The organism is Cytobacillus solani (genome assembly GCF_006704205.1).
In the GTDB taxonomy this organism is placed as follows: Bacteria; Bacillota; Bacilli; order Bacillales; family Cytobacillaceae; genus Cytobacillus; species Cytobacillus solani.
The window spans coordinates 14769-38659 of sequence record NZ_CP041305.1 but is presented as its reverse complement, the minus strand read 5'-3'; the positions used below and the strand labels follow the sequence as shown (position 1 = coordinate 38659).

Sequence of the window (23891 nt, the reverse complement as noted above, 5' to 3'; positions counted from 1 at the left end):
TATTGATACGTCTTTTTTTGAACTTTATTTAATATTGTTTGTTAAATTCTTCATCATTGCCTCGTCCATTGGACCGACAATTTTCTTTGTAATCATTCCATTTGAATCAATTATATAGCTGGTAGGAATGGTAAAAGCTTGATACTGAGGTCCAATCAATCCGTTTTCGTCGAGGGGGATCGGAAAGGTGAGCCCATATTCTTTAACAAAAGTTTTGATGTTTTCCTCGCCTTTGTCGATATTGGTAAGATTTACAGCTAATACTTCCATTCCTTTATTATTGTTTTCTTCATAGAAGTTTTGCATATGAGGCATCTCAGCCTTACAAGGGGGGCACCATGTTGCCCAGAAATTTAAAATAACCTTTTCCCTTTGTAATCGGATAGTTTGATTATTTCACCGTCTAAGGTGGTTAATTCAAAGTCAGGCGCAGGTCTGCCTTCCTTCACCTTTGAAAGATCTGCACCAGGGATCTCCTCACTTCCACGAAAAGCTTCTTCTTTAGGAAGATCCTTTTCTCCATCTGCCTGAGATGGCTTCCATACATTCACGAATACAATACCCATGGCTAATATTAGGATGGCTATGGATAGTAGATTTTTACTCAATACTGAACCCCTCCTTATGATATTTAGATAGAATGAGTGTTATGATTCCAATCCAGGAAAAGTCAATGCCTCTAGCGAAAGGATTGAATGGAATAAGCTAAATACAAACAATTCCAACAGGATGAATACAGTAAAAAGTTGATTGAAAAGCAACGTTTTTTTTCTATTAAGGATATAAAGGGTAAATAAATATCCTAATAACACGATGGAGTGAATGATCATTTCTATCCAATCTGGTTCTAGTATATTAATAACAGTTTCATAGCAAATAAAATAAAGCAAAGAAACCTGAGCCATTTCTTTTTTCTTGCCTGCGATAAAAAGCAGATACAAGGAGAGAATAGCCTCTGCTAGCATATGCCCTTTTGTCCCGCCGTTATAATAGACAATGGATAGGGGCATATCTCCTTAATTATGGGATCATTTTGTTAAAGTTTGATTAAGAATAATGAAAGAAGTAAGTAATTTGATGGATATGGTACTTCCTTTTATTTTTAAAATAAGTTTTGCATTATTTATTTTAGAATGGTAAGAAAAAGGATAAAATATATAACTATTGGACATTGCTAAGGAAATTGAAAATGTGTAGTATTATTCTGAAGAAAAAGGTAAAAATCTATTATCCTCATAACAATAGGGATAAATAAAATATTTTAGTAGGAGCAAAATAAGAAAGGTGATGATTGATGTTTGAAATCAAAGGGGATTTATTAAATAGTGTTCTCATGGAAGGTATAAAAGAAAGTGTCTTCATCGTGAAGGTTATTAATGACTTGGATTTTGTCTATGTTTATTTGAACCGTGCCGCTATGGAGAAAACAGGACTTACTAAAACTGTAATTGGGCAATCAATTCGTGATGTATATGCAGCTGAAAGAGCGGATTTTTTAATTGAACATTATAAAAAAGTTGTTATTAGCCTTGAAAGTGTAACATATGAAGACTCAAGCACTTCTCTATTAGGTGAAATGTATTATTCAGAAATAACACTATCTCCTCTTTTCGATGATTCAAACAAATGTACACATATCGTTGCACTTGTCCATGACGTAACAGAGAAAAAATGGGGCGAATTTGAATTAAAAAGCTATTGGGACAGTCTTCTTGAAAGTAAGCAGCGCTATCGTTCCTTGTATGAATTTAATGAAGATGCTATTTTTTCAATTAATAGGAATGGTCAGATCATAAAAGGCAATGCTGCTGTTAAAGATGTAACTGGCTACCAAGCAAATAGCCTAACCGATTCCAATTTTATTTCATTGGTTGTTGTAGAGAATATAAATACAACAATGGAAAGCTTCAATCGTGCAGTTGAAGGGAAAAATCAGCATATTAATATTGCTATTACGAATAAATCTGGTAACCGTGTGGAAGTCATTGCGAAATTCACACCGACAATTGTGAATGGTGAAGTGGTTGGTATTTACTGGATATTAAAAGATGTTACCGAACAATTAATGATTCTGAAAATGTATCAGGAAAGTGAACAGCGTTTTAGAATAATTGCAGAAAACTCTCAAGATTTAATTACAATGCTTGATGAAAAGGGAAAAATTATATATGTATCCCCCTCATATAAGACTGTGCTTGGCTTTAATAAGGAGGAATACATAGGAAAGTATTTTTTTCATAATATTCATTTAGAACATAAGGATAAATTGTGGGAATCGATCTTACAATCTATAAAAAATGAAAAATCATGGAAGCTGCAAGTGTTGAACAAGCATAAAACAAAAGGCTGGATTTGGTGTGAATTATGTGGAACACCTGTATTTGATAATCAAAGTCAATTCATACATATGGTCTGTGTGACAAGAGACATTCACATGCAAAAGGAATATGAACTGAAGCTGAAGCATATTGCTTTCCATGATTCATTAACCAATTTGCCAAATCGCCGATTATTTAAAGAGAAACTAACACATACATTAAATGAGTGCAAAAAAAATAAAATGGGATTGGCTGTCATTTTGATGGATATTGATCACTTTAAATGTATCAATGACGAAATGGGTCATGATATTGGTGATGAGGTGTTGGTGGAGTTCAGTAAGAGGGTTAGTAATTGTCTTCAAAACGATCAAATAATTGCTCGACTTGGCGGGGATGAATTCACTGTTCTTTTACCAAATAGACAGTCAAAAAAAGAAGTAGCGGCAATTGCAGAGCAAATTCAAAAATCTATGGATGAGCCATGGAATATTAACAATCATGAGTTTAAAATTACAACGAGTATGGGCATTGCCATTATATTTGATGAATATCCAACTGAATCAAGTATACTAAAGACGGCTGATCTCGCACTTTATGAAGCAAAAAGAGCTGGCAGGAATACGTATCGAATTAAATAAAGATGGACTGAAGATATTTCATGTAGAGCATCCTGATGGATGAACCCTGCATGATTTTTTTTATATCAGAAAAGAACTAGTGCGCATACTAAATTGGAAAAAATATAGGTAAAGGAGAATTAGCAATTGAAAAAGTTATTCATTTCACTCATTGTAATAGTTACACTTTGTGCCTGCTTCTTCTCCAAAATAAGGCTTTATGATATTACCAAGATCCAATTGATTCCGCAACTGTCTCTCCAATATTGTCAAGCAGTTCCCTGAAAAGTTTAAATATAAATAGAAGACGATACTCTGCAAAGGGTGTCGTTTTTTATTGATAAAATTTTACAAAAATGCATTGACGGAAAATTTAGATAATGCTAACATCTTATTTATATTAATCCGATTAAACAACTGTGTTTTATTGGTATTGAGGTAGGGGAGTGAATAAAGTGAAAGTAGTTTTAAAAACTTTTGTAACTGGATTTGCACTTGTAATGATTTTGGCCGGATGTGGATCAGGTTCTAAGACTAGTACAGAGTCTGGAGCTTCATCTGATAATAAGATCAGAAAAGTAAAAGTAGCCTATGATCAAGCTTCAAAACCAATGTCCTGGATAGATGAAAATGGGAAACCTACTGGATATGATGTGGAAGTAATGAAAAAAGTGGATGAATTACTTCCAGCATACGAATTTGAATATGTTGGGACATCAAGTGATGACTTATTGATTGGTGTTGAACAAGGAAAATATCAGGCAGGTGTAAAGAATGCTTTCTGGACACAGGAAAGAACGGAAAAATTTATATTTCCAAAAGAATTCATAGGACTAAGCAGTGCGGGTCTCGTCCTAAAAAAAGAAAATGAGAATATTAAAAGTTTGGCAGATTTTGCATCAGCTGGTTTCACATTAGCACCAATTGCTGCAAATAACGCTCAATATACGATTATCGATGAATATAACATAGCTAATCCGGATAATAAGGTAAAACTTAAAGCCGGTGATGAATTTTCTGTTGATGTTGTTCAGTGGGTAAATGAAGGCCGTGTAGATGGAGGCGTAATGATAGAAGGACCTTTTCAAAAACAAGTGACTGCTAAAGATGGTCCATACCATCATTTAAAAAATGATGTTGTTTATAATGAGTTCGCAGTGATTAAAACTTGGCCGCTATTTAATAAAAAAGAACAGGAATTTGCTGATGCCTATGATGAAGCTGTAAAACAGCTAAAAGAAGAAAAAAAGACAAATGAATTTAGTGTGGAATTCTATGGAAAAGATTTGTTTGAAGTATTGGATAAGGTGAACAGATAATAACAGCGCTAAAGAAAAAGCAGATAGGGAGGAAATATGGAAAAATATTTTGATGCAACTTATATTCTGCAGTCGATACCCATGTTACTTCCCTTTTTAAAAGTGACATTTATGGTTGCTTGTTTATCCATTCTATTTGGAACAATTATTGGCTTTATCTTAGCAGCTGCCAAATTAGGAAAAAGCAAGATTGCTAGGAATTTAGCCAATGGCTATATAACCATATTAAGATGTACACCTTCCATCGTTCTTCTTTTCTTAGTTTATTATGGGATTCCTGCCATTGGTAATAATTTAGGGATGAACCTAAATGACATTGACAAAGCTGTTTTTGTAATTGTTACTTTTTCACTTCAGTTTGGTGCGTTAATGTGTGAGGTCATTCGCTCTGCATATGAATCGATTGATAAAGGCCAATTTGAAGCGGCTGTCAGTGTCGGTTTAAGCAATATCCAAGCTTACGGGAGGATTATTTTTCCACAGGCATTCGTGGTCGCGCTTCCTAACTTTGGCAATAGCTTGCTAGCACTGCTTCAGGAAGGGGCTTTAGCCTATACAATTGGGTTAATTGATATTGTAGGGAAGGCTAATCTTATTATTGCAAGTAACTACAATGCGCATGCGTTGGAAATTTTTCTAGCATTATCTATTATTTACTGGGTTATTTCCATTGCGATTGAACATTTCTTCTTGAAATTAGAAAGGGCATTTAGTAAGGGAAAACAATCATTGAAAGCGTTGTAAGGCGGTGAAAGAGTGTCGGAAGGTCTGGATTATAAATTTTTGATTGATACTTTTTTTGTTGCATTATCAGGGGTGCCTATCGCATTGGCCATCACAATCGTAGCTTTAATGGTTGCGCTCCCTTTAGGTTTTATACTTGCCTTATCAAGAATTAACCGTTTTCTGGTATTGCATCGATTTGCACAAATATACGTTTCTTTTGTAAGGGGAACTCCAATTATTGTTCAAATTTTTATTGTATATAGCAGTATCCCTTTATTGCTTGATTCTATAGTTACTAAATATAACTTCGAGATGAATGTGTATGATGTGAATCCGATTTGGTACGCTTTCATCGTTTTTTCCTTTAATACGACTGCCATCTTAATTGAAGTGTTTCGTTCGGCATTAAATACGGTGAGTAAAGGACAGCTGGAAGCTGCACAATCAGTTGGTTTAACAAATGTGCAAGCTTTTAGAAGAATTATTATCCCTCAGACATTGGTTGTTGCATTACCAAATATTTGTACTGTAACGGTTAATCTGATTAAAGCAACTTCTCTAGGATATGCACTGTCCTTGCAAGAGATCACTTTAAGGGCAAAAGTAGCTGCCAATGTGGGATACAATTATGTTGAGGCATACATCGATATCTTTCTAGTCTATTTGATTTTGTGTAGTTTAGTAGAATATATTTTCAAACTTTATGAGAAACGGTTAATTAAGTATAAGGCAGTAAATGCTTGAGATTGAAGCAGGATGTGATCAATATGCTGGAAATTAAAAATATCCAAAAATCATTTGGTGAAAGTAAGATTTTAAAAGGTGTAGACATAAAAATAGATAAGGGTGATGTTGTCGTCATTCTTGGGCCAAGCGGCTCAGGTAAAACAACGTTACTGAGATGCATCAACTTTCTGGAAAAAGCAGATGAGGGGCTAGCAGTTTTTGACGGGATAGATATAAACTTGAAAACGGCATCAAAGAGACAAATCCACTCAATAAGGCAGAAAACTGCCTTTGTCTTTCAAAATTACAATCTATTTAATAATAAAACGGCATTAGAAAATGTAACCGAAGGACTGATTGTTGGGAGAAAGATGCCAAAAGAGGAAGCGAATGAGCTAGGTAAAAAAGCTTTAAATAAGGTAGGTTTATCAGAAAAATACAATGCATATCCTAGTGAATTATCTGGCGGACAACAGCAGAGGGTTGGCATTGCGAGGGCGGTGGTAATTGATCCTGATATTATTCTTTTTGATGAACCGACTTCTGCACTTGATCCTGAACTTGTCGGTGAGGTATTAACAGTAATGAAGAATATCGCTAAAGAGGGAACAACGATGTTAGTTGTCACACATGAAATGTCTTTTGCAAAAGATGTAGCAAACAGAGTGATCTTTATGGATGAAGGAATTGTTATTGAAGAGGGATCACCAAAAGATATTTTCGTCCATCCAAAAGAAGAGCGTACGAGAAAATTTTTAAAGAGGGTATTGCCAGAGGATTTTACTTATTATATTTAGCTGTTGGTGAATGGATAATATTTTGATCGTGGCCCAATTTCTCAAAAATGATAGTGAGAAATTGGGCTTTTCATTTAATCCTAAAATGGCTTATGTCATTCCATCCTTCACAAATTTTCAGCTGAGTCTGAAAATGACAGATGTTTGTTAGTATTCAATAGCTTATAATTCCGATGCGACACAACGGTATAGAGTGTATCAATATTTATTCGGTCTGCATCAGAAGGACTGATTTGTACAATCACACTCGATTCCTTCACTTTAATAACCTCTCCATTAATCGAAAGATTGTTCCGTTTAAAAAGGACTTGATCTCCTTCGCTAGCTATTTTGCTTGTAAACATTTTCAACATTCCCCTATCTATTTTGAGATCGGAAATCTATGGTGTGCAGATAAAACATGAACTTTGGTTCAATTATTGTATGTGACTAATTGTCTGTCAATTTTAAAGTGAATCTTAGTTCATGTTTTATATGTGATATGATAAGGAAAGAGGTGATTGGATGTCTGAAAGAGATGAAGGACAGCTAGTTGGGGTATTTCCTTCTATACCGAAACAAATACGTGCACAGAAAAAAAGACTAGCTCTGCTTGAGAGCGGGCGCAGTTTATTTATAGAAAAAGGGTATGAGCAAACGACTGCAAAGGATATTGCTTCTCATGCCGGTGTAGCAACGGGGACATTTTATCGCTATTTTTCAGATAAACGGCAGCTGTTATTGGCTTTATTGGAGGATAAAATGGAAGAGCTGTTGCCACCTGTACCTAATTGGATGCACAGAAATCCGGAACAATTGCTCACGTCCCTCCTGGAACATTATATTAATTCGTTAGAAGCTATTGGCATTCATCGTGTTCTCCCAGAGTTATTGCCAAAAGACCCAGAGCTATCAGAGGTCATGTTAGAAGCAAGAAAAAGTTTGCATGCAAGAATATATAAAGGGTTACAAAGTGCCAAAGATGAGGGACTAACATGGGAAGACCTAGATTTAGATACGGTTACTTGGACAATAATATTAATGGTTGAAAACAGTCCTGAAAAAGAGGAACAAAGTGGAAGTCCGTTAGAATATGATGAAATGGCTAAGGTCATTTGCCGACTCGTTTTTCCTCCACAAATTATGGAGAAAATGTATGAAAGTAACGGTGAAACCAAAAGATGAATTAGAGTTCATATTTTTTCTTGACTTCAAAAAGACAGCATGAAATACTTGAACTATGATTCATATTTATAAACTATTTGTTCCAACAATGAGGTGTTAAGGCATGAAGGTTAGAGAATTCATGATTACAAATGTAATTAAAGCGCATCCAAAGGACAGTATTAGAGAAGTAATGACGATGTTTGTTGAAAAAAAAGTTGGCGGCCTGCCCATTTGTGAAACTGATGGGACATTGGTAGGAATGGTATCTGATGGGGATATTTTGAGATCGATTAAGCCAATTGAGCAGCGTGTCTATGATTTCGTCTTTTATATGGAATACTTGGGCGAGGAGAATTTACAAAGTCGTTTGAAGGATTTAACAGAGAAGGAAATCATTAAAATTGCAAAAACAAAAGGGCTTATTACCGTTTCCCCTGATGATGAAATTGAGCATGCGGTCACATTATTATCTAAGCATCATTTTAAAAAGCTCCCAGTTGTTAACCAAAATAATAGGGTAGTTGGTGTAATCAGCAGGGGAGACGTGATACGAAAAATTCAAAAATCGATCCTTAATGAATTATAGGGAAGCTAAAAAGCTGAAGCTCCATAAAAATGGTCTTTCAGCTTTTTTTATTGCAATTACTTATACCATTCAATCTTTGTAGCTATTAATCGCATTTTTTGCTAGCAGCAGGATCGTCATGTCATCCATCGGAGGATTATGAAGTCCAGCACGTACGTCTCGGTAATACCTTTGCAGCGGATTTTTTTCAGATAAACTGCGGGCACCGACTATTCTCATTGCTATATCAACGACTGTGATCGCGCTGTTTGTGACGGAAAGCTTTACTGCACCTAATTCAGGATTCATTTGGGCCCGCTCATCCTTTGTTGAATAATCCCATTGTTTAGCAACCGAATAGAGAAAATGTCTTGCTCTCATTAATTCTAATTCTATTTCTCCGATTTTCTGCTGAACATTAGGAAAATCACTGATTGTTCCCTTTATACTATTAGGGGAATAGCTCTTGGCAAATTCAATCGCATAGCTCGCAGCAGCTTGAGCGATTCCAAGGTAACATGCCGGAATATGAAGCAGCCATCCAGAAGCTCCTTTTTTTCCAGGTTCAACATACTCAACTAAGAATTCGTCTTTAATCCTGACATTATTTAATACTAAATCATGGCTTCCTGTTCCTTTCATTGCGATGCTATCCCATGTTTCTTCAATTTCAACGCCTTGAGTTGATCGCGGGATTAAAAAATAGGCAACCAAGTCACTTTCTGGAATAAAAGCTGTTACATTAAAGTAATCAAGAACAGGGGATAAGGTCGTAAATGTTTTGCGCCCGTTAATCAGCCAATATCCTTCGTGTTTTACAGCTGTAGTGGTTGGCTTTCCCCCTCTAGTGGGACTCCCAGTCTGTGGTTCTGAAGCACAATTATTAATAAGTGCTCCATTTTTTACATCTTCACAGAGCATTTGAAAAATGGATTCATCCCAGCTGTTTTTTTCTCCTAAGTCCTGAATGATTCCCATATGCCAGCCAATGGATAAGGCGGTTGCTCCATCTCCTCTAGCGATATATTCTTGAAAACGAATAAGATCATATAGAGAAATCTCTTCGCCTCCGTATCTTTTTGGGAGAGTTAACGAAGTGTAGCCAGACATTTTTAGCTCAGAAATATTTTGAAATGGGAATGCACCTTCTTCATCAATTTTAGCCGACCTAGATAAAAATGTTTTAGAAAGCTTGCTCATTAATTCAAGTCGTTCTTTCAAACTTGGTGTATCTTGAAATTTCATTCAACCATCATCCCCTAAATTTAATTAACACTCCATTTCTTACTAATCCTATCGGTTTAAATTTAACCTTAATTATACATCTTATTGAAAAAAGATTCCATTAAATACTTAGGAAGAAATAGTTAAAAATAACACTTTTTGATGGTAAAATAAAGAAAAAAGTAGAGGCAATTGAATGATTATTTTTGAAGCAGATAGGGCAAGAAAAAAGATTGATGGTATAAATATCTTACATGATATTTCTCTTTGTATTTCACGAGGGGAAAAAGTTGCTATCACTGGACATAATGGGTCGGGAAAAAGCAGTTTGTTAAAACTGATTGGCGGTTTCTATGAAAACACCTCTGGTCAAGTAAAAAGGATAATGAGTAAGACTGGGTATGTCCCAGAGCATTTTCCTGAGAATATTCGATTTAAAATGCAGGAATATTTACTATTAATGGGTAAAATGAACGGTAAATCGGAGTCTGAACTCATTAAGAGAATTCAAATCTATGCGGAAATATTCGCCATTACAGACTTTTTGAATACCCCTTTAAAAAATTGTTCAAAGGGAACAAAGCAAAAAGCGGGTATTATTCAAGCATTGCTAATCGATCCAGATATTCTTTTATTGGACGAACCGTTAACTGGCTTGGATGAAGCGACACAAGTGGAACTGTTAAACGAATTAGCTTCTTATAAAACAGGATTAACAATCGTCTTTACAGCACATGAGACATTATTAATCGATGGTTTGGCAGATCGGGTGATAACTGTTGCTAATGGAAGGATCATTGCAGACGAAAAGAAGGAAATAAAGGAAAAATACAGATGTATAAAAGCTATCGTTCCGAATCAAACAATAGCTTTAGAGATTCCTAGTATTCATATTCATTATCTAGAAGAACATACAGTTGAGATAACGGTTTTATGTGAACATTCGGATGAAGTTCTAACCAAGCTCTTAGAAAGTGGCTGCTCAATTGTGGAGTTAATAGAGAAGAGGTAGGAAAGTGTCAGCTTTTGTCCGTTATGAGCTATTAAACTTTATCCGGTCATTAAAGTTTATTCCCCCAGTTGTCATATACCTGGCTTGGATATTTATTTTGTATGCATATAAAAACGTGCCCATACTAAGCAGCTATGGAGTTTCGTCTATCGCTATATACTTAGTAATGACATGGCTAGCAATGGCCATGTTTTCGATGGAGGAAGAAAGTGAAAAGCATATTCTATTCGCACATTTAGGAAGTAAATGGAGATACTTGCGAGGTAAATGGCATACTTTATTTCTTATGATGATCCCACTCATGCTATTTGCAGTGTTCTTTCCAATCATCACTGGCAGTTTTAATGATGGAATGACAATAGAATATTATCTGTTAACATTTTTTTGCCACACTGTTTTTGCTATTTTTGGAGTTTTAGTAGGAACGCTTTTTTCAGCAACAGGTTTAGCCGTTAAAAGGTACGCCTGGCTATCAGCTGTATTTGTAATAGTTTGTTCACTAGCATCAAAGTCATTGATAGAAACGGCAGCCTTTTTGAAGTGGGTTCTATGGATTTTCCCGCCGGTTTTTAATGTTATTGAACATATGGGGAATGAATTTATTGTAAACACAGACTTTTGGATCAATATTATTTTTGTGATTATTTATATTACTCTAACCACAATCATAGTTGTTTTGCTATTTTTAAAGAAGGAGCGTTAATAAAATTATGGAAGGGTGAATCAATTTTAGTGATTGATTCACTTTTTTTATAAAAAAATTAAAAGTTATATCAGTTGACGGCTCGCAGCGATTATTGTAGTATATCAATGTATCTTGAATTAAATATATTTTATTTCGAGGTAATAAATAGATATATAGTTAGGAGATAAGATTATAATGAACGTTTTAGTAGTTAAAGCTAATAATCGTCCTGCAACAGAGGGCATTTCAAGCAGAATGTATGAAGTTTTCATGGAGGAAGCTAGAAAAGTTTCTGGTATTGAACTAAATACATTTGATGTTTTCGCAGAGGATATGCCATATTTCGGTCAGGACTTTTTCAATGCGATGGGAAAAACTGCACAAGGTGCAGAATTAAATGATATCGAGCAACGTATTCTTGCTGCTTCAACAAAAGCGATGGATGCATTTATGGCTGCAGATACAGTAGTATTCGCATTCCCATTATGGAATCAAACAATCCCAGCAGCACTACAAACTTTCATTGACTATATTTACCGTGCAGGTGTAACGTTTAAATATACTGAAAATGGACCTGTTGGATTGGTGCCTGAGAAAAAGGTTATCATTTTAAATGCACGTGGGGGAGATTACTCTACACCGCAAATGGCTCCACTTGAAATGAGTGTAAACTATGTAAGACAAATTATGAATCTGTTTGGTATTCAGCAAATTGAAGAAGTGATTATCGAGGGTCATAATCAATACCCTGACCGTGCAGAAGAAATTGTGTCAGAAGGTATGGAGCGTGTCAAAGCTTCAGCTGGTAAATTATCACCAGTTCATGCATAATTCGTTTGATGATTGACAAAATAACAGCAGTAGTAGCTCTAATTCCTAGCTAAGGAGTTAGAGCTATTTTTTTATAAAATATAGGTGTCTTTACATATGAATATTCTGGTGTATAATAAGGTTGTTAATTTGCTATTTTTTTATGTTAGTAGCTGGGGGTGATTCTATGAAATCTACAGAGTTGAAATGGGCGTTAGTAATCCTTGTGATTGTTTTGCTCGGTTATATACTTCCATATACTTTGTTTACAAACATAGCCGCATGGTATGGAAGTTTTTTATTGTGGACAATTTTGGCAATGGCAATTATTGGAATTAATTATTTGATAACGAGGAAGTGGGGTGAGTAATCTTGAGTACGAATATGGTTTGGTGGACAATTGCAATTTATATCATTATTTCTTTATTTGTTGCTTATTTATCAAGAAGTGGAAAACAAACGAATATGGTTAGTTATTTTCTTGGAGATCGCAAATTAGGCGGCTTCGTATCTGCATTAAGTTATAGTGCAACAACTTATAGTGCCTTTATGCTGGTTGGATTAGCAGGATTAACATATAAAGGTGGAGTAGGTGCATTTGGTTTCGAAATTATCTATTTTATGGGTGTATCCTTAGTTGCGTTTTTTGGGCCAAGGTTTTGGTTGGTAGGGAAGAAATATGGATATGTGACACCATCAGAAATGTTAGGTGATCGTTATAATAATAAAAAGGTCGCAATGGTTGTTTCCATATTCAGCTGTCTATTCCTTATTCCTTACAGTGCAGTTCAGCTTGCTGGGGTAGGCTATCTTTTGCAGGGGATGACAAATAATGCGATTCCATTTACTACGGGTGTGATTATTGCGACAGTCCTTGCTATTGTTTTTTCTTATATTGCTGGTATTCGATCAGTTGCCTGGACGGATTCCTTACAAGCATTATTTATGATTGTTTCTGCTACATTGGTTGTTATTCTCATTATCAATGGTTTAGGTGGTTTCGGTTCATTCTTCGAAACTCTTGAGACAAACCAGCCACATTCATTAACGGTTCCTGGAAATGGATTTTTTAGCTTTGTAAACTTTTTAGGATTAACGATTCCTTGGTTTTTCTTTAGTTTGTCTAATCCACAAGTAAGTCAAAGATTATTTATGCCAGCTTCAATGAAAAGTTTAAGAACGATGCTGATGGGATTTTTAATATTCGGTTTTGTATATACGCTAGTTTCTGTCATCTGGGGATTTTCTGCTGCAGCAATGTTTCCAGACTTGGCGAATCCAGATCTTGCCACACCAAAAATAGTATCATCAGATTTAGTACCGCCTATTCTTGCGGTAATTGTGATGGTTGGAATTATGGCAGCGGCCATCTCGACGATTGATTCTATTTTACTAACATTATCTTCTTTATTTGCAAGGGATGTATACGGATATATAAAGAAAGATTCGAGTGATAAAAGCCAGCTGCTTGTTGGGAAAATTGTTATCCCAATCATTGCGATATTGGCTTATCTATTTGCACAGATGAATGTAAATTTAATTGCCGTGCTGTCAGTAGCATCATCAGCAGGCTTACTAGTTGTAGTACCAGCTATAATTGGCGCGTTTTTTTGGAAAAGAGGTACAGCTGCTGGCGTAATGACTAGTGTAATTGTTAGTGGTGTTATTGTAATTATTTTTGAATTTGCCAAACTAAAGCCGTTTGGACTTGCTTCAGGAATATGGGGAATAGTTATCTCCTCGATTCTCTTTATTACAGTTAGTTTGATAACGAAAGCTCCTGAGAAAAAAGCGGATGAATTTTTAAGTTACTTAAAGACAGAACTAAAGAGAAGTAAAATTGTATAATGATAAGCTCCCCTCGATTGAAGAGGGGAGCTTATTTACTTAAAAGATAGACATTTTAATAATTTACAAAAAATTCATAATAAATAAAATATATTTACATATAACTCATTCCTATATAATGGTAAAATAAATAGTAAGAGTTTTCAAATGGAGGCTATTTCATATTGACTGCATTAACGAAAAATATGATTGTTATTTCTTTTGATTGTTTATCTGCATTAGATTTCCCGCTCATCCATACACTGCCAAATTTCATGCGGGTTTTTCAAAAAGGATCGTTTTCAAAAAATGTGGAAACGATTTATCCTTCTGTTACATATCCATGTCATGCAACGATTGTTACCGGTAATTACCCGAATCGTCATGGGGTGATTAATAATACATTATTACAGCCAGGTGTTGCTTCTCCTGATTGGAATTGGTTTCGAAGTGCAATTAAGGGTACGACATTATACGATGAAGCGTGCAAAGCCAACCTAACAACAGCGGCGCTTTTATGGCCAGTTACTGGGAAAGCAAAAAGTATTCAATACAATTTGCCAGAAATATTTCCGAATCGGCCGTGGCAGAACCAAATTCTCGTATCGCTCATGAGCGGCACCCCTTCGTATCAATGGGAGTTAAATAAACGTTTTGGTTCCATACGGAATGGATTAAACCAGCCAGAATTGGATGATTTTGTTTTAGAATCCACGGTTCATACAATTTTGACGAAAGAACCAAATTTACTTCTCGTTCATTTTACAGATCTGGATACGATGCGCCATAATTATGGCGTGTTTTCAGATGAGGCAACAGATGCCATTCACCGGCATGATCAAAGACTTGGACGTATTTTGGATGCACTCGAGGAAAACGGAAGATATGAGGAAACAACAATTGTTATTCTTGGGGATCATAGTGCATTGGATGAAAATAAAGCTGTTCATTTAAATGTAATTTTCCGGGAAAAGAACCTAATATCTATTGATTCTAAAGGGAAAATAACCGATTGGAAGGTCTATTGCAATGGCTGTGACGGCTCAGCATATATTTACTTAAAAAATAATAATGACAATCAAACGAAACAAGCGGTGAAAAATATTCTAGATGAATTAATAGCCGATCCTGACAACGGCATTGAAAGAATTCTAACTGGAGAGGAGGCTGGTAGAAAAGGGGCAGATTCTACTTGTGCATATATGGTCGAGGCTCGTCTTGGCTTTTACTTTCTTGAGTCTCATGAGGGCGAGTATATAAAGCATGTGACGCAGAAAGATGTCTGGGAAAATAATAAATATATGCTTGCCTGTCATGGATATTCGCCAGAGAAGCAAGATTATTCAACATTTTTCCTTGCATCAGGAAAAGGGATTCTTGCGGATGAGGAAGTTCCTTTTATGAGACTCATTGATATTGGTCCAACTTTAGCTAGATTGCTAGGGGTGGACCTAGGGCACACTGATGGGCAAGTAATAGAAAAGTTCTTAAATTTAAAGGATCCATAAGGAGATTCAGCTCCAGCGCCTAGCCCCTCGAGGTCACAAGCCAATCCTCCCAAAAAGGTAAAGAGCACCTTTTCAGGAGGCTTGTCTTGTGCTTGTCGGGGCTGAACACTAAGGAAAGCTCCTTTGAGTAATCCACGCAGGAACAATCCGCCTTTGATTGTTCCGAAGGCGCTTCCGCATTTAGTATAAGGAGGTTGTTTAATGAAGAAAATGTCCAAACCTGAACGTAGCTGGGTGTTTTATGATTGGGCGAACTCGGCTTACTCCATTGTTGTTGTTACTGCCATTTTTCCTTTGTATTTTAAATCAGCTGCAACAGCGGCAGGAATTTCTGCCGCAACATCAACAGCCTATTGGGGATATGCTAATTCATTTGCTACATTAATCGTTTCAATATTAGCTACATTATTAGGGACGATTGCTGATTTTAGAGGGTTTAAGAAAAGGTTTTTTACTTTCTTTGCCTGTTTAGGAATTGTTTTTACATTAATCCTTGCGGTTGTCCCAACTGAACAGTGGCTAATCTTATTAATTTGTTTTGTGCTGACTTCAATCGGATTTGCTGGGGCAAATATATTTTATGATGCATTTCTTGTAGACGTTACGAGTGAGGATCGAATGAACCGTATTTCCGCAAATGGTTTTGCCCTTGGATATATCGGAAGCACGATTCCTTTTATCTTGTCTATTGCTATTATTATTTTAGCTCAGAAAGGTGTTATACCGTTGTCTGTAGGAATTGCCAGCCAGATTGCCTTTGTCATTACAGCGTTATGGTGGGGACTTTTCACAATGCCGATGCTGAAAAATGTTGAGCAAATGTACTATGAAGAGCGTGTGCCGAATCCTGTTTCTGCTAGTTTTAAGAAGCTTTTTACCACATTGAAAAATATTAAAGCCTATCGTGCGTTATTTCTATTCTTATTAGCATATTTCTTTTATATTGATGGGGTTCATACAATATTTACGATGGCAACAGCCTATGGTTCTGACATTGGGATCGATTCAACGACTCTATTAATTGTCTTATTTGTTACGCAGGTAATAGCCGCGCCATTTACAGTTCTATTTGGCAAGCTGGGACAAAGATTTAATGAAAAAAGAATGATTATGGTCGGAATTCTTATGTATATTTTCATTTGTATTTATGCTTACTTCCTAAAAACAGCCATAGATTTCTGGGTTCTTGCTCTGCTCGTAGGAACCGTTCAAGGTGGGGTTCAAGCTCTTAGCCGTGCCTATTTTGCTAAGCTGGTTCCAAAGCAATCTTCGAATGAATTCTTTGGCTTCTATAATATTTTCGGCAAGTTTGCTGCGATTGCCGGTCCAGTACTTGTTGGTGCTACCGCACAAATCACTGGGAATACTAATAGTGGGGTATTCAGTCTTGTCATTTTATTTGTCATTGGCGGGGTGTTGCTTCTTCGTGTTCCAAAGCATGGGGGAGTGGCAACAGATCAATCAATATCAAATACCACACACTAATTCGAGAAAAAGCTGCAATCCATTTTATAGATTGCAGCTTTTTTCTTTCAGAATATACAGAGGAGAATTCCCCGTATGGTGCATGTAACCGGATTATTTTTTCGCAGTAACAATGAAAGCTGGTGTATCAATAGAGTAAGGGCTGCTATTAAAATTCCCAAATGAGTTAATTTCTTTAAATCTACAGCTTTCAAGCAGTGGCAGCAGCTGACTCGCTGTAGCTGGATACAATGGAAGAGTATTGGATTGAGTTTCCCCATCTACTGTCAAGGTGGTAGTAAAAAGTATATTATCCCTAGCTAAATTGTAATGGCGTTGAAATTCTAAATTTTCCTTTCTAATCACTGGGAAGGAGAAATCCTTTTTTCCTAATACTCTTTCAAAATTTACTATTTGAAGAATAAAAACTCCATTTTCATTCAGTTTATTGAAGGTTACCTGCAAAAATTGATCGATTTCTTCCAAATTCTTTAAGTGTGCAATGGTATTGCCTATGCAATAGATGCCATCATAGGTTTCTGTGAATTCATCTACTTGTTGCATAGCTTTAGTCTCAACATTAAGTGATATAGTTTCTGCTAATGCCTTCATACGTATCTCTTCGGCCATTCTTTCTTCAGGCTCAGTCGCAGTGACAGTGAAGCCTTCCTTTGCAAGAGCAAGTGCCATATTCCCCGTTCCAGCACCAACATCTAAGATTTTTCCGCCTTTAGGTAAATGAGCGGATAGAAATTGCTTTGTATGTTTATTTGCAGGGAAAATTTGATCATAATAGGGTGACAAAATTTTATAAAATGACATCTAGTAATCATCCTTTCTTTTTTATATTTTCTCTCTTAACTATACGAAAAAAAGGACAAAACACTGTGATTGTCATCATAGCGAATAAACACTTCTTTTATCGAAATGCCACTATTATTAGCGAATGCCATTTTTTTGTGATTCATATCACCGTTTAGTTGATTTTTCTCTATTAAAATAAATTAAAATTCTAAATTTTTTAATAAAGAGAGAGGTGTATTTATTGAATCGCGGTAGATTAGCGTTCTTTACTATTTTATTGACATATCTTTTGATTGTATTTGGAGGGTATGTAGCCTCATCAGAATCTGGCATGGGCTGTGGTCCAGAATGGCCGTTATGTAACGGAGCTGTTATCCCCATTTTACAAGGAGATACGTTAATTGAATTTGCTCATCGAGTGATAGGGGCCATTCTCGGAATAATGGCGGTACTGTTATTTGTTAAGATTATTCGGTCACAGACAAATACTACTATTCGTTCAGTTGCATGGGGAATGATATTCTTATTAACTGTACAAATTCTTCTTGGAGCTGTAGTTGTCATTCTTGATCTGCCTGCTATTGTCGTGACAGGACATTTATTAGTTGCCATGATATTCCTTGCTAGCCTTATCTGGCTTTGGAGGAGCACGAGTATGAAGGAATCGAAGGAAAAAATTCATACGGTTTCTATTAATATTGAAAAACGTAAACAAATAATCAATCATTTAAATATTGTCTTAATCCTGTTACTATTAACTCTCGTTTTTGGCGCCTACATTAAACATGAATCTTACGGATTAGCATGCGGGTGGCTAACATGTGGGGATTCACTTCTGCCAAATACATTACAAGAAATTCTTCAAACGGTACATAGAGTATTAGCGGTCATATCTACTATCTATCTTTTGCTGATCAGTTTTTGGGCGTTTTCAAAAAGATGGGGTGTGGCTATGCAAAATCGCTTATTCATTGCATTATTAGTAGTGTTGCTGCAACTGCTAATCGGAGTATTGACAGTCATATCTTATCTTGATATCCCATGGGCTGTACTGCATTTGGCGATTGGAACCGCATTGTTCGGTTTCGTATATGAGGCAAGAGCCTTTGCAGGAATTCATATGCCATTAACAAGAAAGCCAAGAATAGCAGTGAATGAAAATAATAAAAGTCAGATGTGAAAATATAACTATGAAAAAATGCTGCTCCAGAATAATGGACCAGCTTTTTTTTTTTTGAATGAGCCAGGGATGTATTTTAATTCGTTATTAAACTTATCATTAAGCGGATAATTATTAATCTAGAATTGTAAGTTAATAGTAATGATAATATTTTTAAATATGTATTTGAAATTCTTAAAAGATAGGAGTATAGTAGTTAAGGGGTAACTGATAGGAAGCAAGCAAGTGAATTTTTTTTGAACTTTTTTGTGAAATATCACACAAGTCACAATTTCCTTTCAGTTTATTATTTTCAAAATATTTTTAGATGCAAAGGGGAATAGAAAATGACAGCTACGCTTACTCAAACAAAGCCAGAACAAGAACATTTCGAAATGTCATCCAATCGTGAAAGACAAGATATCCTTGATCAGCTGTTAAAACCAGAAGTTCAAGAATCATTAACAGCCTTAGTTGATCAGCTGCCAAAACTAACTGAACTTCTTAATGTATTGAATAAGTCTTATGACTTTGCTCAATCAGTTGCAACTGATGATGTATTAAAGAATGATACTGTTGGAGCTATTAAAGAAATAGTAGATCCTGTTAAAAATTCCGTGAAAAGTATTGCTGCAACTGCCATTGAAGCAAAGGATCGTGCAGAAGAAAGCCATGAAGTAATCGGTCTTTTTGGTCTTTTAAAAATGATTAAAGACCCACAAGCACAGAAACTTTTCCGTTTTATAACAGCTTATCTTGAAATTTCTTCAGAACGCAGCAACCAAAAATAATTCTTTCTATACAACAAAGTAAGGACGGGGAAAATAATGACGAAACATATTGTTATTCTAGGTGCAGGTTACGGCGGACTTCTTTCAGCTCTAACTGTTCGTAAATATTTAGATAGTAATGAAGCTTATGTTACAGTAGTAAATCAATATCCAACACACCAAATCATTACGGAACTACACCGTCTTGCTGGTGGAACAATTTCTGAACAAGCTGTTTCTATGCCATTAGAAAAGCTTTTCAAAGGAAAAGATATTGATCTTAAAATTGCTAAAGTTGAATCATTCTCTGTAGATAATAAAGAAGTGAAGCTTTCTGACGGTTCTACTTTAACTTATGATGCTCTTGTTGTATCTTTAGGCAGTAAAACAGGTTACTTCGGTATCCCAGGACTTGAAGAAAACAGCATGGTTTTAAAATCAGTTGATGATGCAAACAATATTTTCAATCATATTGAAGGCAAAATTCGTGAATATGCGAAATCAAAAAATGAAGCAGATGCAACGATCGTAATCGGCGGCGGCGGTTTAACAGGTGTTGAATTAGTTGGCGAGATTGTTGATAATATGCCAAAAATCGCTAAAAACTATGGCGTAGATCCAAAAGAATTAAAGATCAAGCTTGTAGAAGCAGGTCCAAAAATTCTTCCAGTATTGCCAGATCACTTAATTGAACGTGCAACAGCAAGCCTTGAAGCGCGTGGTGTTGAATTCTTAACTGGTCTTCCTGTAACAAATGTTAGCGGTAATGAGATCGACTTAAAAGATGGTACAAAAATCATTGCTAATACATTTGTATGGACAGGCGGAATCCAAGCTCTTCCTATCGTTGAAGAATCTGGTCTTGCATGTGACCGTGGCCGTGCAACTGTGAATGAATTCCTACAATCAACTTCACATAATGATGTATTTGTTGTTGGTGATAGTGCTGTTGCATTCCCAGCAGAAGGTGGTCGTCCATACGCTCCAACTGCTCAAAATGCATGGCAGATGGGAGAACTTGTTGGTTACAATTTATATGCATATCTTCAAGATAAAACGTTTGAAGCATTTGCACCAGTTAACTCTGGTACGCTTGCTAGCCTTGGACGCAAAGATGCGGTTGCAACAATTGGTGCAAACAATACTTCTCTAAAAGGCATGCCTGCTACATTAATGAAAGAAGCAAGTAACGTTCGATACTTATCACATATTAAAGCACTATTCAGCTTAGCTTACTAAAAATAGTATATATAGAAGGAACCAGTCTACAGCATGATAAGATGCAGTAAACTGGTTCTATTTTGTTTAATATATACTAAATTTAAATCTCGCCCTTCTCTTCATAAATCTGAATAATATTCAATATCACATTCGTTGCTTTCACCATATTATCAACAGAAATATATTCGTATTTGCCATGATAGTTTTCGCCGCCAGTGAAAATATTTGGTGTTGGAAGCCCCATATAGGAAAGCTGGGAGCCGTCTGTGCCACCGCGTATCGGCTTGATGATCGGTTTAATGTCTAATCTTTCCATTGCTTCATAGGCAATATCGACAATTTCTTTTACGGGTTCAATTTTTTCCTTCATATTATAATATTGGTCATTCATTTCTAAGATTATTGTCTCTTGTCCGTATATAGCACGGAGTTCATTAGCAATCTTCTCGACCATTGCTTTTCTATTATTGAAGTTTTCTCTATCAAAATCGCGAATAATATAGTTTAAAACGGTTTGCTCAACATCTCCATTAATAGAGGATAGATGGAAAAATCCTTCGTAGCCCTCTGTATATTCAGGTGCTTCTTCAACTGGCAGTTTATTGTTGAACTCCATGGCGATTTTTGCGGAGTTGACCAGTTTCCCTTTAGCTGTACCAGGGTGAATATTATTCCCCTTAATTGTAATTTTGGCAGCTGCCGCATTAAAGCTCTCATATTCGAGTTCACCAAGTGGGCCGCCATCAGCAGTGTAGGCATATTTCGCCTGGAATGCTTCTACATCAAATTTATGGGGTCCTCTGCCAATTTCCTCATCTGGAGTAAAAGCCACTCTAATTTTTCCGTGTTTAATTTCAGGATGATTGATTAAGTAGGCCATTGCAGTCATAATTTCTGCGATGCCAGCTTTGTTGTCAGCACCAAGTAGGGTCGTGCCATCCGTTGTTATTAATGTATGGCCATTATATTTGCTTAAATTAGGGTAATCCTTCGGTGAAAGGACGATATGTAAATCGTTATTTAAGATGATGTCGTTTCCACTATAGTTTTCTACGATTTGCGGTTTTACACTTGATCCTGTAAAGTCTGTTGCTGTGTCTAGATGTGCGAGGAATCCGATTGTTGGGATTTGTTTATCCGTATTTGCAGGAAGGGTTGCCATTACATACCCATTGTCATCCATCGTTACTTCGTGCATGCCAATTGAATTTAATTCTTCTACGAGCATTTTCCCTAAGGTTAGTTGTCCTGGTGTGGAAGGACATGTTTCACTGTCATCATTCGATTGTGTGTCAACTTTTACATAGGTAGTAAATCGTTCAATTATTTCATTTTTCACCTTATGAACATCTCCTTTAATTGTAACTCAAGTTTATTTTATCATAATTTTTTAGCTTTTATTGTCTCGTCGTACTGTGGTGATGATGAATCCTTATTAAATAAAGACATGGATAAAAACAAGACCAAGAAATACAAAGGCCATTACATAATGAAACCTTCTCCTTTTTCCTGATGCCTTCCATCTGCGCAATAATCCACTATACAATAGCAGCAGCAATATGCCTAAGGTGAGTGCACCGCTTGTTGTTTTTGCCTTCCAAAGGTGATCTAATTCAACAGATATCATAATAGCTGTATGTATAATAATTAGTGAGGTTGCTGTTACGGCAATAGGAATATGATATTTCATCATCCTTTTTGAAATTTTTGCAAGCTTTACTTTAACATTTCTTACCTTGCTTTTGCGAATAAGCAGGAATACAAAATACATATTTACATTGATTAAAAATAAAATAAATGCAGCTTGTGCAATCATTTTTCCGATTAAAATATAGTTTGAATCATACCCTTGATATAGGCTCCAGAAAATTATTATTATGACAGTAATTACATTAATTGTAAGCCATCTAGCTATCATATTCCCCCTCCAGCCCTTTTTTTAACTATATCATTTTTCTTTCAAAAGCATTCATTTTTGTATATGATGTTATTGATTTATTTGACTATTTCGACTAGGGGGCATACATAATTGGATCCGATTTTGTTTATTGATCAAGAACGAAAACTTATTTTGCAAACTTATAAAGAGCTTCATTTACTTGCAGAGCCAAGCTGGAAGGAGAAGAACACCTCCAAATATATAAAAGGGCTGCTTGAAGATGTGGGTATTAGTGTCCAGACGTTTCTCGGTCATTATGGGCTGGTGGCAGAAATACCAGGAAAAAAAGCAGATGTAATTGCGCTTCGTGCGGATATGGATGCGTTAGTGCAGGAAGTGGATGGAATGGTTCGGGCAAATCATTCATGTGGACATGATGCACATAGTACAATGGTATTATTTACGGCACTTGCACTTGCAAAAACAAAAACACAACTTACTCATACGATTAGGTTTATTTTTCAGCCAGCTGAAGAAAAAGCAGAAGGTGCCCTTAAAATGATGGAGGAAGGTGTGCTAGAAAATGTGAAATTTCTTGGAGGCATTCATGTGCGCCCAAGCTTTGAGGTTCCATATCAAAAAGCATCTCCCGTTATTCTCCACGGTTCAACCGTTAGTATTAAGGGAGTGATAAAAGGATTGCAAGCACATGCAGCCCGGCCGGAAGAAGGGAATAACCCGCTCGAAGCAGTTGCGCTGTTAATCCAAGCAATTAGACAAATTCGTTTAAAGGATGAATTTCCTTATTCAATTAAAATAACTGAGCTGCATGGGGGAGAGGCCTCAAATTTAATACCAGAATCTGCTAGATTTACATTTGATTTAAGAGCAGAAACAAATGAAACGATGGAAAAATTAATTAAACAATCAGAACATACGATTAAGAACATTGCTAATCTGACGGAGACTGACATTGATTTTAGTCTTGCGGAGTATTCTCCAGCAGCAATAAAGAATGACGAAGCTATTAAATTAGCTGAAAGGGCAATTACTTCTGTACTTAGTGAAGAAAATCTGCAGCCGATTTGCAAATCTCCGGGAGCAGAGGATTTTCATTTTTATACGTTGAAAAATCCTACTATTGCAGCGACAATGATTGGTTTAGGCTGTGATTTAAGTCCAGGCTTGCATCATCCAAATATGTCATTTGATCAAGAAGCATTGATCTATGGGACAAAGATCTTAGTGAAGCTGTTAGTAGAAGCGGATCAATTATAATAGTTGGGAAAAAGGAAAAGACCCTTAAAGGGT

The 23891-nt window shown here is 36.0% G+C and carries 26 protein-coding genes; 18 read left to right on the top strand and 8 right to left on the bottom strand.

Annotation, left to right across the window (positions count from 1 at the left end):
- Positions 1 to 24 precede the first annotated feature (24 nt).
- The 3 genes from FI644_RS27270 to FI644_RS00215 are packed head-to-tail and all read right to left on the bottom strand — an operon-like array spanning position 25 to position 1010.
- On the bottom strand, positions 25 to 360 hold the full coding sequence (locus tag FI644_RS27270) for a TlpA disulfide reductase family protein (protein WP_369692289.1): 336 nt from the start codon (positions 358 to 360) through the stop codon (positions 25 to 27).
- Positions 354 to 608 (bottom strand): thioredoxin domain-containing protein, encoded by a 255-nt coding sequence (locus tag FI644_RS27265; protein WP_321172049.1) that lies wholly within the window; start codon positions 606 to 608, stop codon positions 354 to 356. The genes FI644_RS27270 and FI644_RS27265 overlap by 7 nt, the downstream gene beginning before the upstream one ends.
- 39 nt (positions 609 to 647) lie before the next feature.
- A complete protein-coding gene (locus tag FI644_RS00215) occupies positions 648 to 1010 on the bottom strand; it encodes a hypothetical protein (RefSeq protein ID WP_056683598.1) in 363 nt (120 codons plus the stop codon).
- Between the two features lie 284 nt (positions 1011 to 1294).
- Here FI644_RS00215 and FI644_RS00210 point away from each other — a divergent pair, with 284 nt between their 5' ends.
- The 5 genes from FI644_RS00210 (at position 1295) to FI644_RS00190 (ending at position 6506) form a co-directional block, all read left to right on the top strand.
- Positions 1295 to 2959 (top strand): sensor domain-containing diguanylate cyclase, encoded by a 1665-nt coding sequence (locus FI644_RS00210; protein WP_056683601.1) that lies wholly within the window; start codon positions 1295 to 1297, stop codon positions 2957 to 2959.
- Positions 2960 to 3393: 434 nt separating this feature from the next.
- Positions 3394 to 4257, top strand: a complete 864-nt coding sequence (locus tag FI644_RS00205; protein WP_231690040.1) for a transporter substrate-binding domain-containing protein — start codon at positions 3394 to 3396, stop codon at positions 4255 to 4257.
- 36 nt (positions 4258 to 4293) lie between these two features.
- Positions 4294 to 5001: an amino acid ABC transporter permease gene (locus FI644_RS00200; RefSeq protein ID WP_053475311.1), complete on the top strand. Its 708-nt coding sequence runs from the start codon at positions 4294 to 4296 to the stop codon at positions 4999 to 5001.
- 12 nt (positions 5002 to 5013) lie between these two features.
- Positions 5014 to 5727, top strand: a complete 714-nt coding sequence (locus FI644_RS00195) for an amino acid ABC transporter permease (RefSeq protein ID WP_231690041.1) — start codon at positions 5014 to 5016, stop codon at positions 5725 to 5727.
- Positions 5728 to 5750: 23 nt separating this feature from the next.
- A complete protein-coding gene (locus FI644_RS00190) occupies positions 5751 to 6506 on the top strand; it encodes an amino acid ABC transporter ATP-binding protein (protein WP_053475312.1) in 756 nt (251 codons plus the stop codon).
- Between the two features lie 107 nt (positions 6507 to 6613).
- Here FI644_RS00190 and FI644_RS00185 read toward each other — a convergent pair whose 3' ends face one another.
- Positions 6614 to 6850, bottom strand: a complete 237-nt coding sequence (locus tag FI644_RS00185) for a DUF2187 family protein (protein ID WP_053475313.1) — start codon at positions 6848 to 6850, stop codon at positions 6614 to 6616.
- 160 nt (positions 6851 to 7010) lie between these two features.
- On the opposite strand from FI644_RS00185, the gene FI644_RS00180 reads away from it, so the two are divergent.
- Together FI644_RS00180 and FI644_RS00175 are read left to right on the top strand one after the other, a co-directional pair.
- Complete coding sequence (locus FI644_RS00180; RefSeq protein WP_053475314.1) at positions 7011 to 7670, top strand: TetR/AcrR family transcriptional regulator; 660 nt, start codon at positions 7011 to 7013, stop codon at positions 7668 to 7670.
- Positions 7671 to 7773: 103 nt separating this feature from the next.
- Positions 7774 to 8238, top strand: a complete 465-nt coding sequence (locus FI644_RS00175) for a CBS domain-containing protein (protein ID WP_053475315.1) — start codon at positions 7774 to 7776, stop codon at positions 8236 to 8238.
- A gap of 69 nt (positions 8239 to 8307) precedes the next feature.
- On the opposite strand, the gene FI644_RS00170 is transcribed toward FI644_RS00175, so the two are convergent.
- Positions 8308 to 9462, bottom strand: coding sequence for an acyl-CoA dehydrogenase family protein (locus FI644_RS00170; protein WP_056683604.1), 1155 nt, complete (start codon positions 9460 to 9462; stop codon positions 8308 to 8310).
- Between the two features lie 175 nt (positions 9463 to 9637).
- Between FI644_RS00170 and FI644_RS00165 the strand changes: the two genes are divergently transcribed.
- The 7 genes from FI644_RS00165 (at position 9638) to FI644_RS00135 (ending at position 16768) form a co-directional block, all read left to right on the top strand.
- A complete protein-coding gene (locus FI644_RS00165) occupies positions 9638 to 10453 on the top strand; it encodes an ATP-binding cassette domain-containing protein (protein WP_053475317.1) in 816 nt (271 codons plus the stop codon).
- Between the two features lie 4 nt (positions 10454 to 10457).
- Positions 10458 to 11156 carry a hypothetical protein gene (locus FI644_RS00160; RefSeq protein WP_053475318.1) on the top strand — a complete coding sequence of 233 codons (699 nt, stop codon included), beginning with the start codon at positions 10458 to 10460 and terminating at the stop codon, positions 11154 to 11156.
- A gap of 177 nt (positions 11157 to 11333) precedes the next feature.
- Positions 11334 to 11969, top strand: a complete 636-nt coding sequence (locus tag FI644_RS00155; RefSeq protein ID WP_053475319.1) for an FMN-dependent NADH-azoreductase — start codon at positions 11334 to 11336, stop codon at positions 11967 to 11969.
- A gap of 166 nt (positions 11970 to 12135) precedes the next feature.
- Positions 12136 to 12318, top strand: coding sequence for a hypothetical protein (locus FI644_RS00150; protein ID WP_053475320.1), 183 nt, complete (start codon positions 12136 to 12138; stop codon positions 12316 to 12318).
- A 2-nt stretch (positions 12319 to 12320) separates the two neighbouring features.
- Entirely contained in the window at positions 12321 to 13796 is a 1476-nt protein-coding gene (locus tag FI644_RS00145; protein ID WP_053475321.1) for a sodium:solute symporter family protein, read from the top strand.
- Positions 13797 to 13981: 185 nt separating this feature from the next.
- Positions 13982 to 15283, top strand: a complete 1302-nt coding sequence (locus FI644_RS00140) for an alkaline phosphatase family protein (protein ID WP_056687121.1) — start codon at positions 13982 to 13984, stop codon at positions 15281 to 15283.
- A gap of 201 nt (positions 15284 to 15484) precedes the next feature.
- On the top strand, positions 15485 to 16768 hold the full coding sequence (locus FI644_RS00135; RefSeq protein ID WP_142107849.1) for an MFS transporter: 1284 nt from the start codon (positions 15485 to 15487) through the stop codon (positions 16766 to 16768).
- A 93-nt stretch (positions 16769 to 16861) separates the two neighbouring features.
- On the opposite strand, the gene FI644_RS00130 is transcribed toward FI644_RS00135, so the two are convergent.
- On the bottom strand, positions 16862 to 17569 hold the full coding sequence (locus FI644_RS00130) for a class I SAM-dependent methyltransferase (RefSeq protein WP_142107848.1): 708 nt from the start codon (positions 17567 to 17569) through the stop codon (positions 16862 to 16864).
- A gap of 223 nt (positions 17570 to 17792) precedes the next feature.
- Here FI644_RS00130 and FI644_RS00125 point away from each other — a divergent pair, with 223 nt between their 5' ends.
- From FI644_RS00125 to FI644_RS00115, 3 genes are all read left to right on the top strand, one after another.
- Positions 17793 to 18731, top strand: coding sequence for a COX15/CtaA family protein (locus tag FI644_RS00125; RefSeq protein WP_056683623.1), 939 nt, complete (start codon positions 17793 to 17795; stop codon positions 18729 to 18731).
- 326 nt (positions 18732 to 19057) lie between these two features.
- Complete coding sequence (locus FI644_RS00120) at positions 19058 to 19501, top strand: helical membrane plugin domain-containing protein (protein WP_053475325.1); 444 nt, start codon at positions 19058 to 19060, stop codon at positions 19499 to 19501.
- Between the two features lie 36 nt (positions 19502 to 19537).
- Complete coding sequence (locus FI644_RS00115; RefSeq protein WP_053475326.1) at positions 19538 to 20719, top strand: NAD(P)/FAD-dependent oxidoreductase; 1182 nt, start codon at positions 19538 to 19540, stop codon at positions 20717 to 20719.
- An 82-nt stretch (positions 20720 to 20801) separates the two neighbouring features.
- On the opposite strand, the gene pepT is transcribed toward FI644_RS00115, so the two are convergent.
- Positions 20802 to 22040 (bottom strand): peptidase T, encoded by a 1239-nt coding sequence (gene pepT, locus FI644_RS00110; RefSeq protein ID WP_142107847.1) that lies wholly within the window; start codon positions 22038 to 22040, stop codon positions 20802 to 20804.
- A 96-nt stretch (positions 22041 to 22136) separates the two neighbouring features.
- Entirely contained in the window at positions 22137 to 22619 is a 483-nt protein-coding gene (locus FI644_RS00105) for a hypothetical protein (protein WP_053475328.1), read from the bottom strand.
- Between the two features lie 111 nt (positions 22620 to 22730).
- Here FI644_RS00105 and FI644_RS00100 point away from each other — a divergent pair, with 111 nt between their 5' ends.
- The gene (locus FI644_RS00100) at positions 22731 to 23858 is read left to right on the top strand and encodes an amidohydrolase (RefSeq protein ID WP_053475329.1); all 1128 of its coding nucleotides are present in this window, start codon (positions 22731 to 22733) and stop codon (positions 23856 to 23858) included.
- The last annotated feature ends 33 nt before the right edge of the window (positions 23859 to 23891 follow it).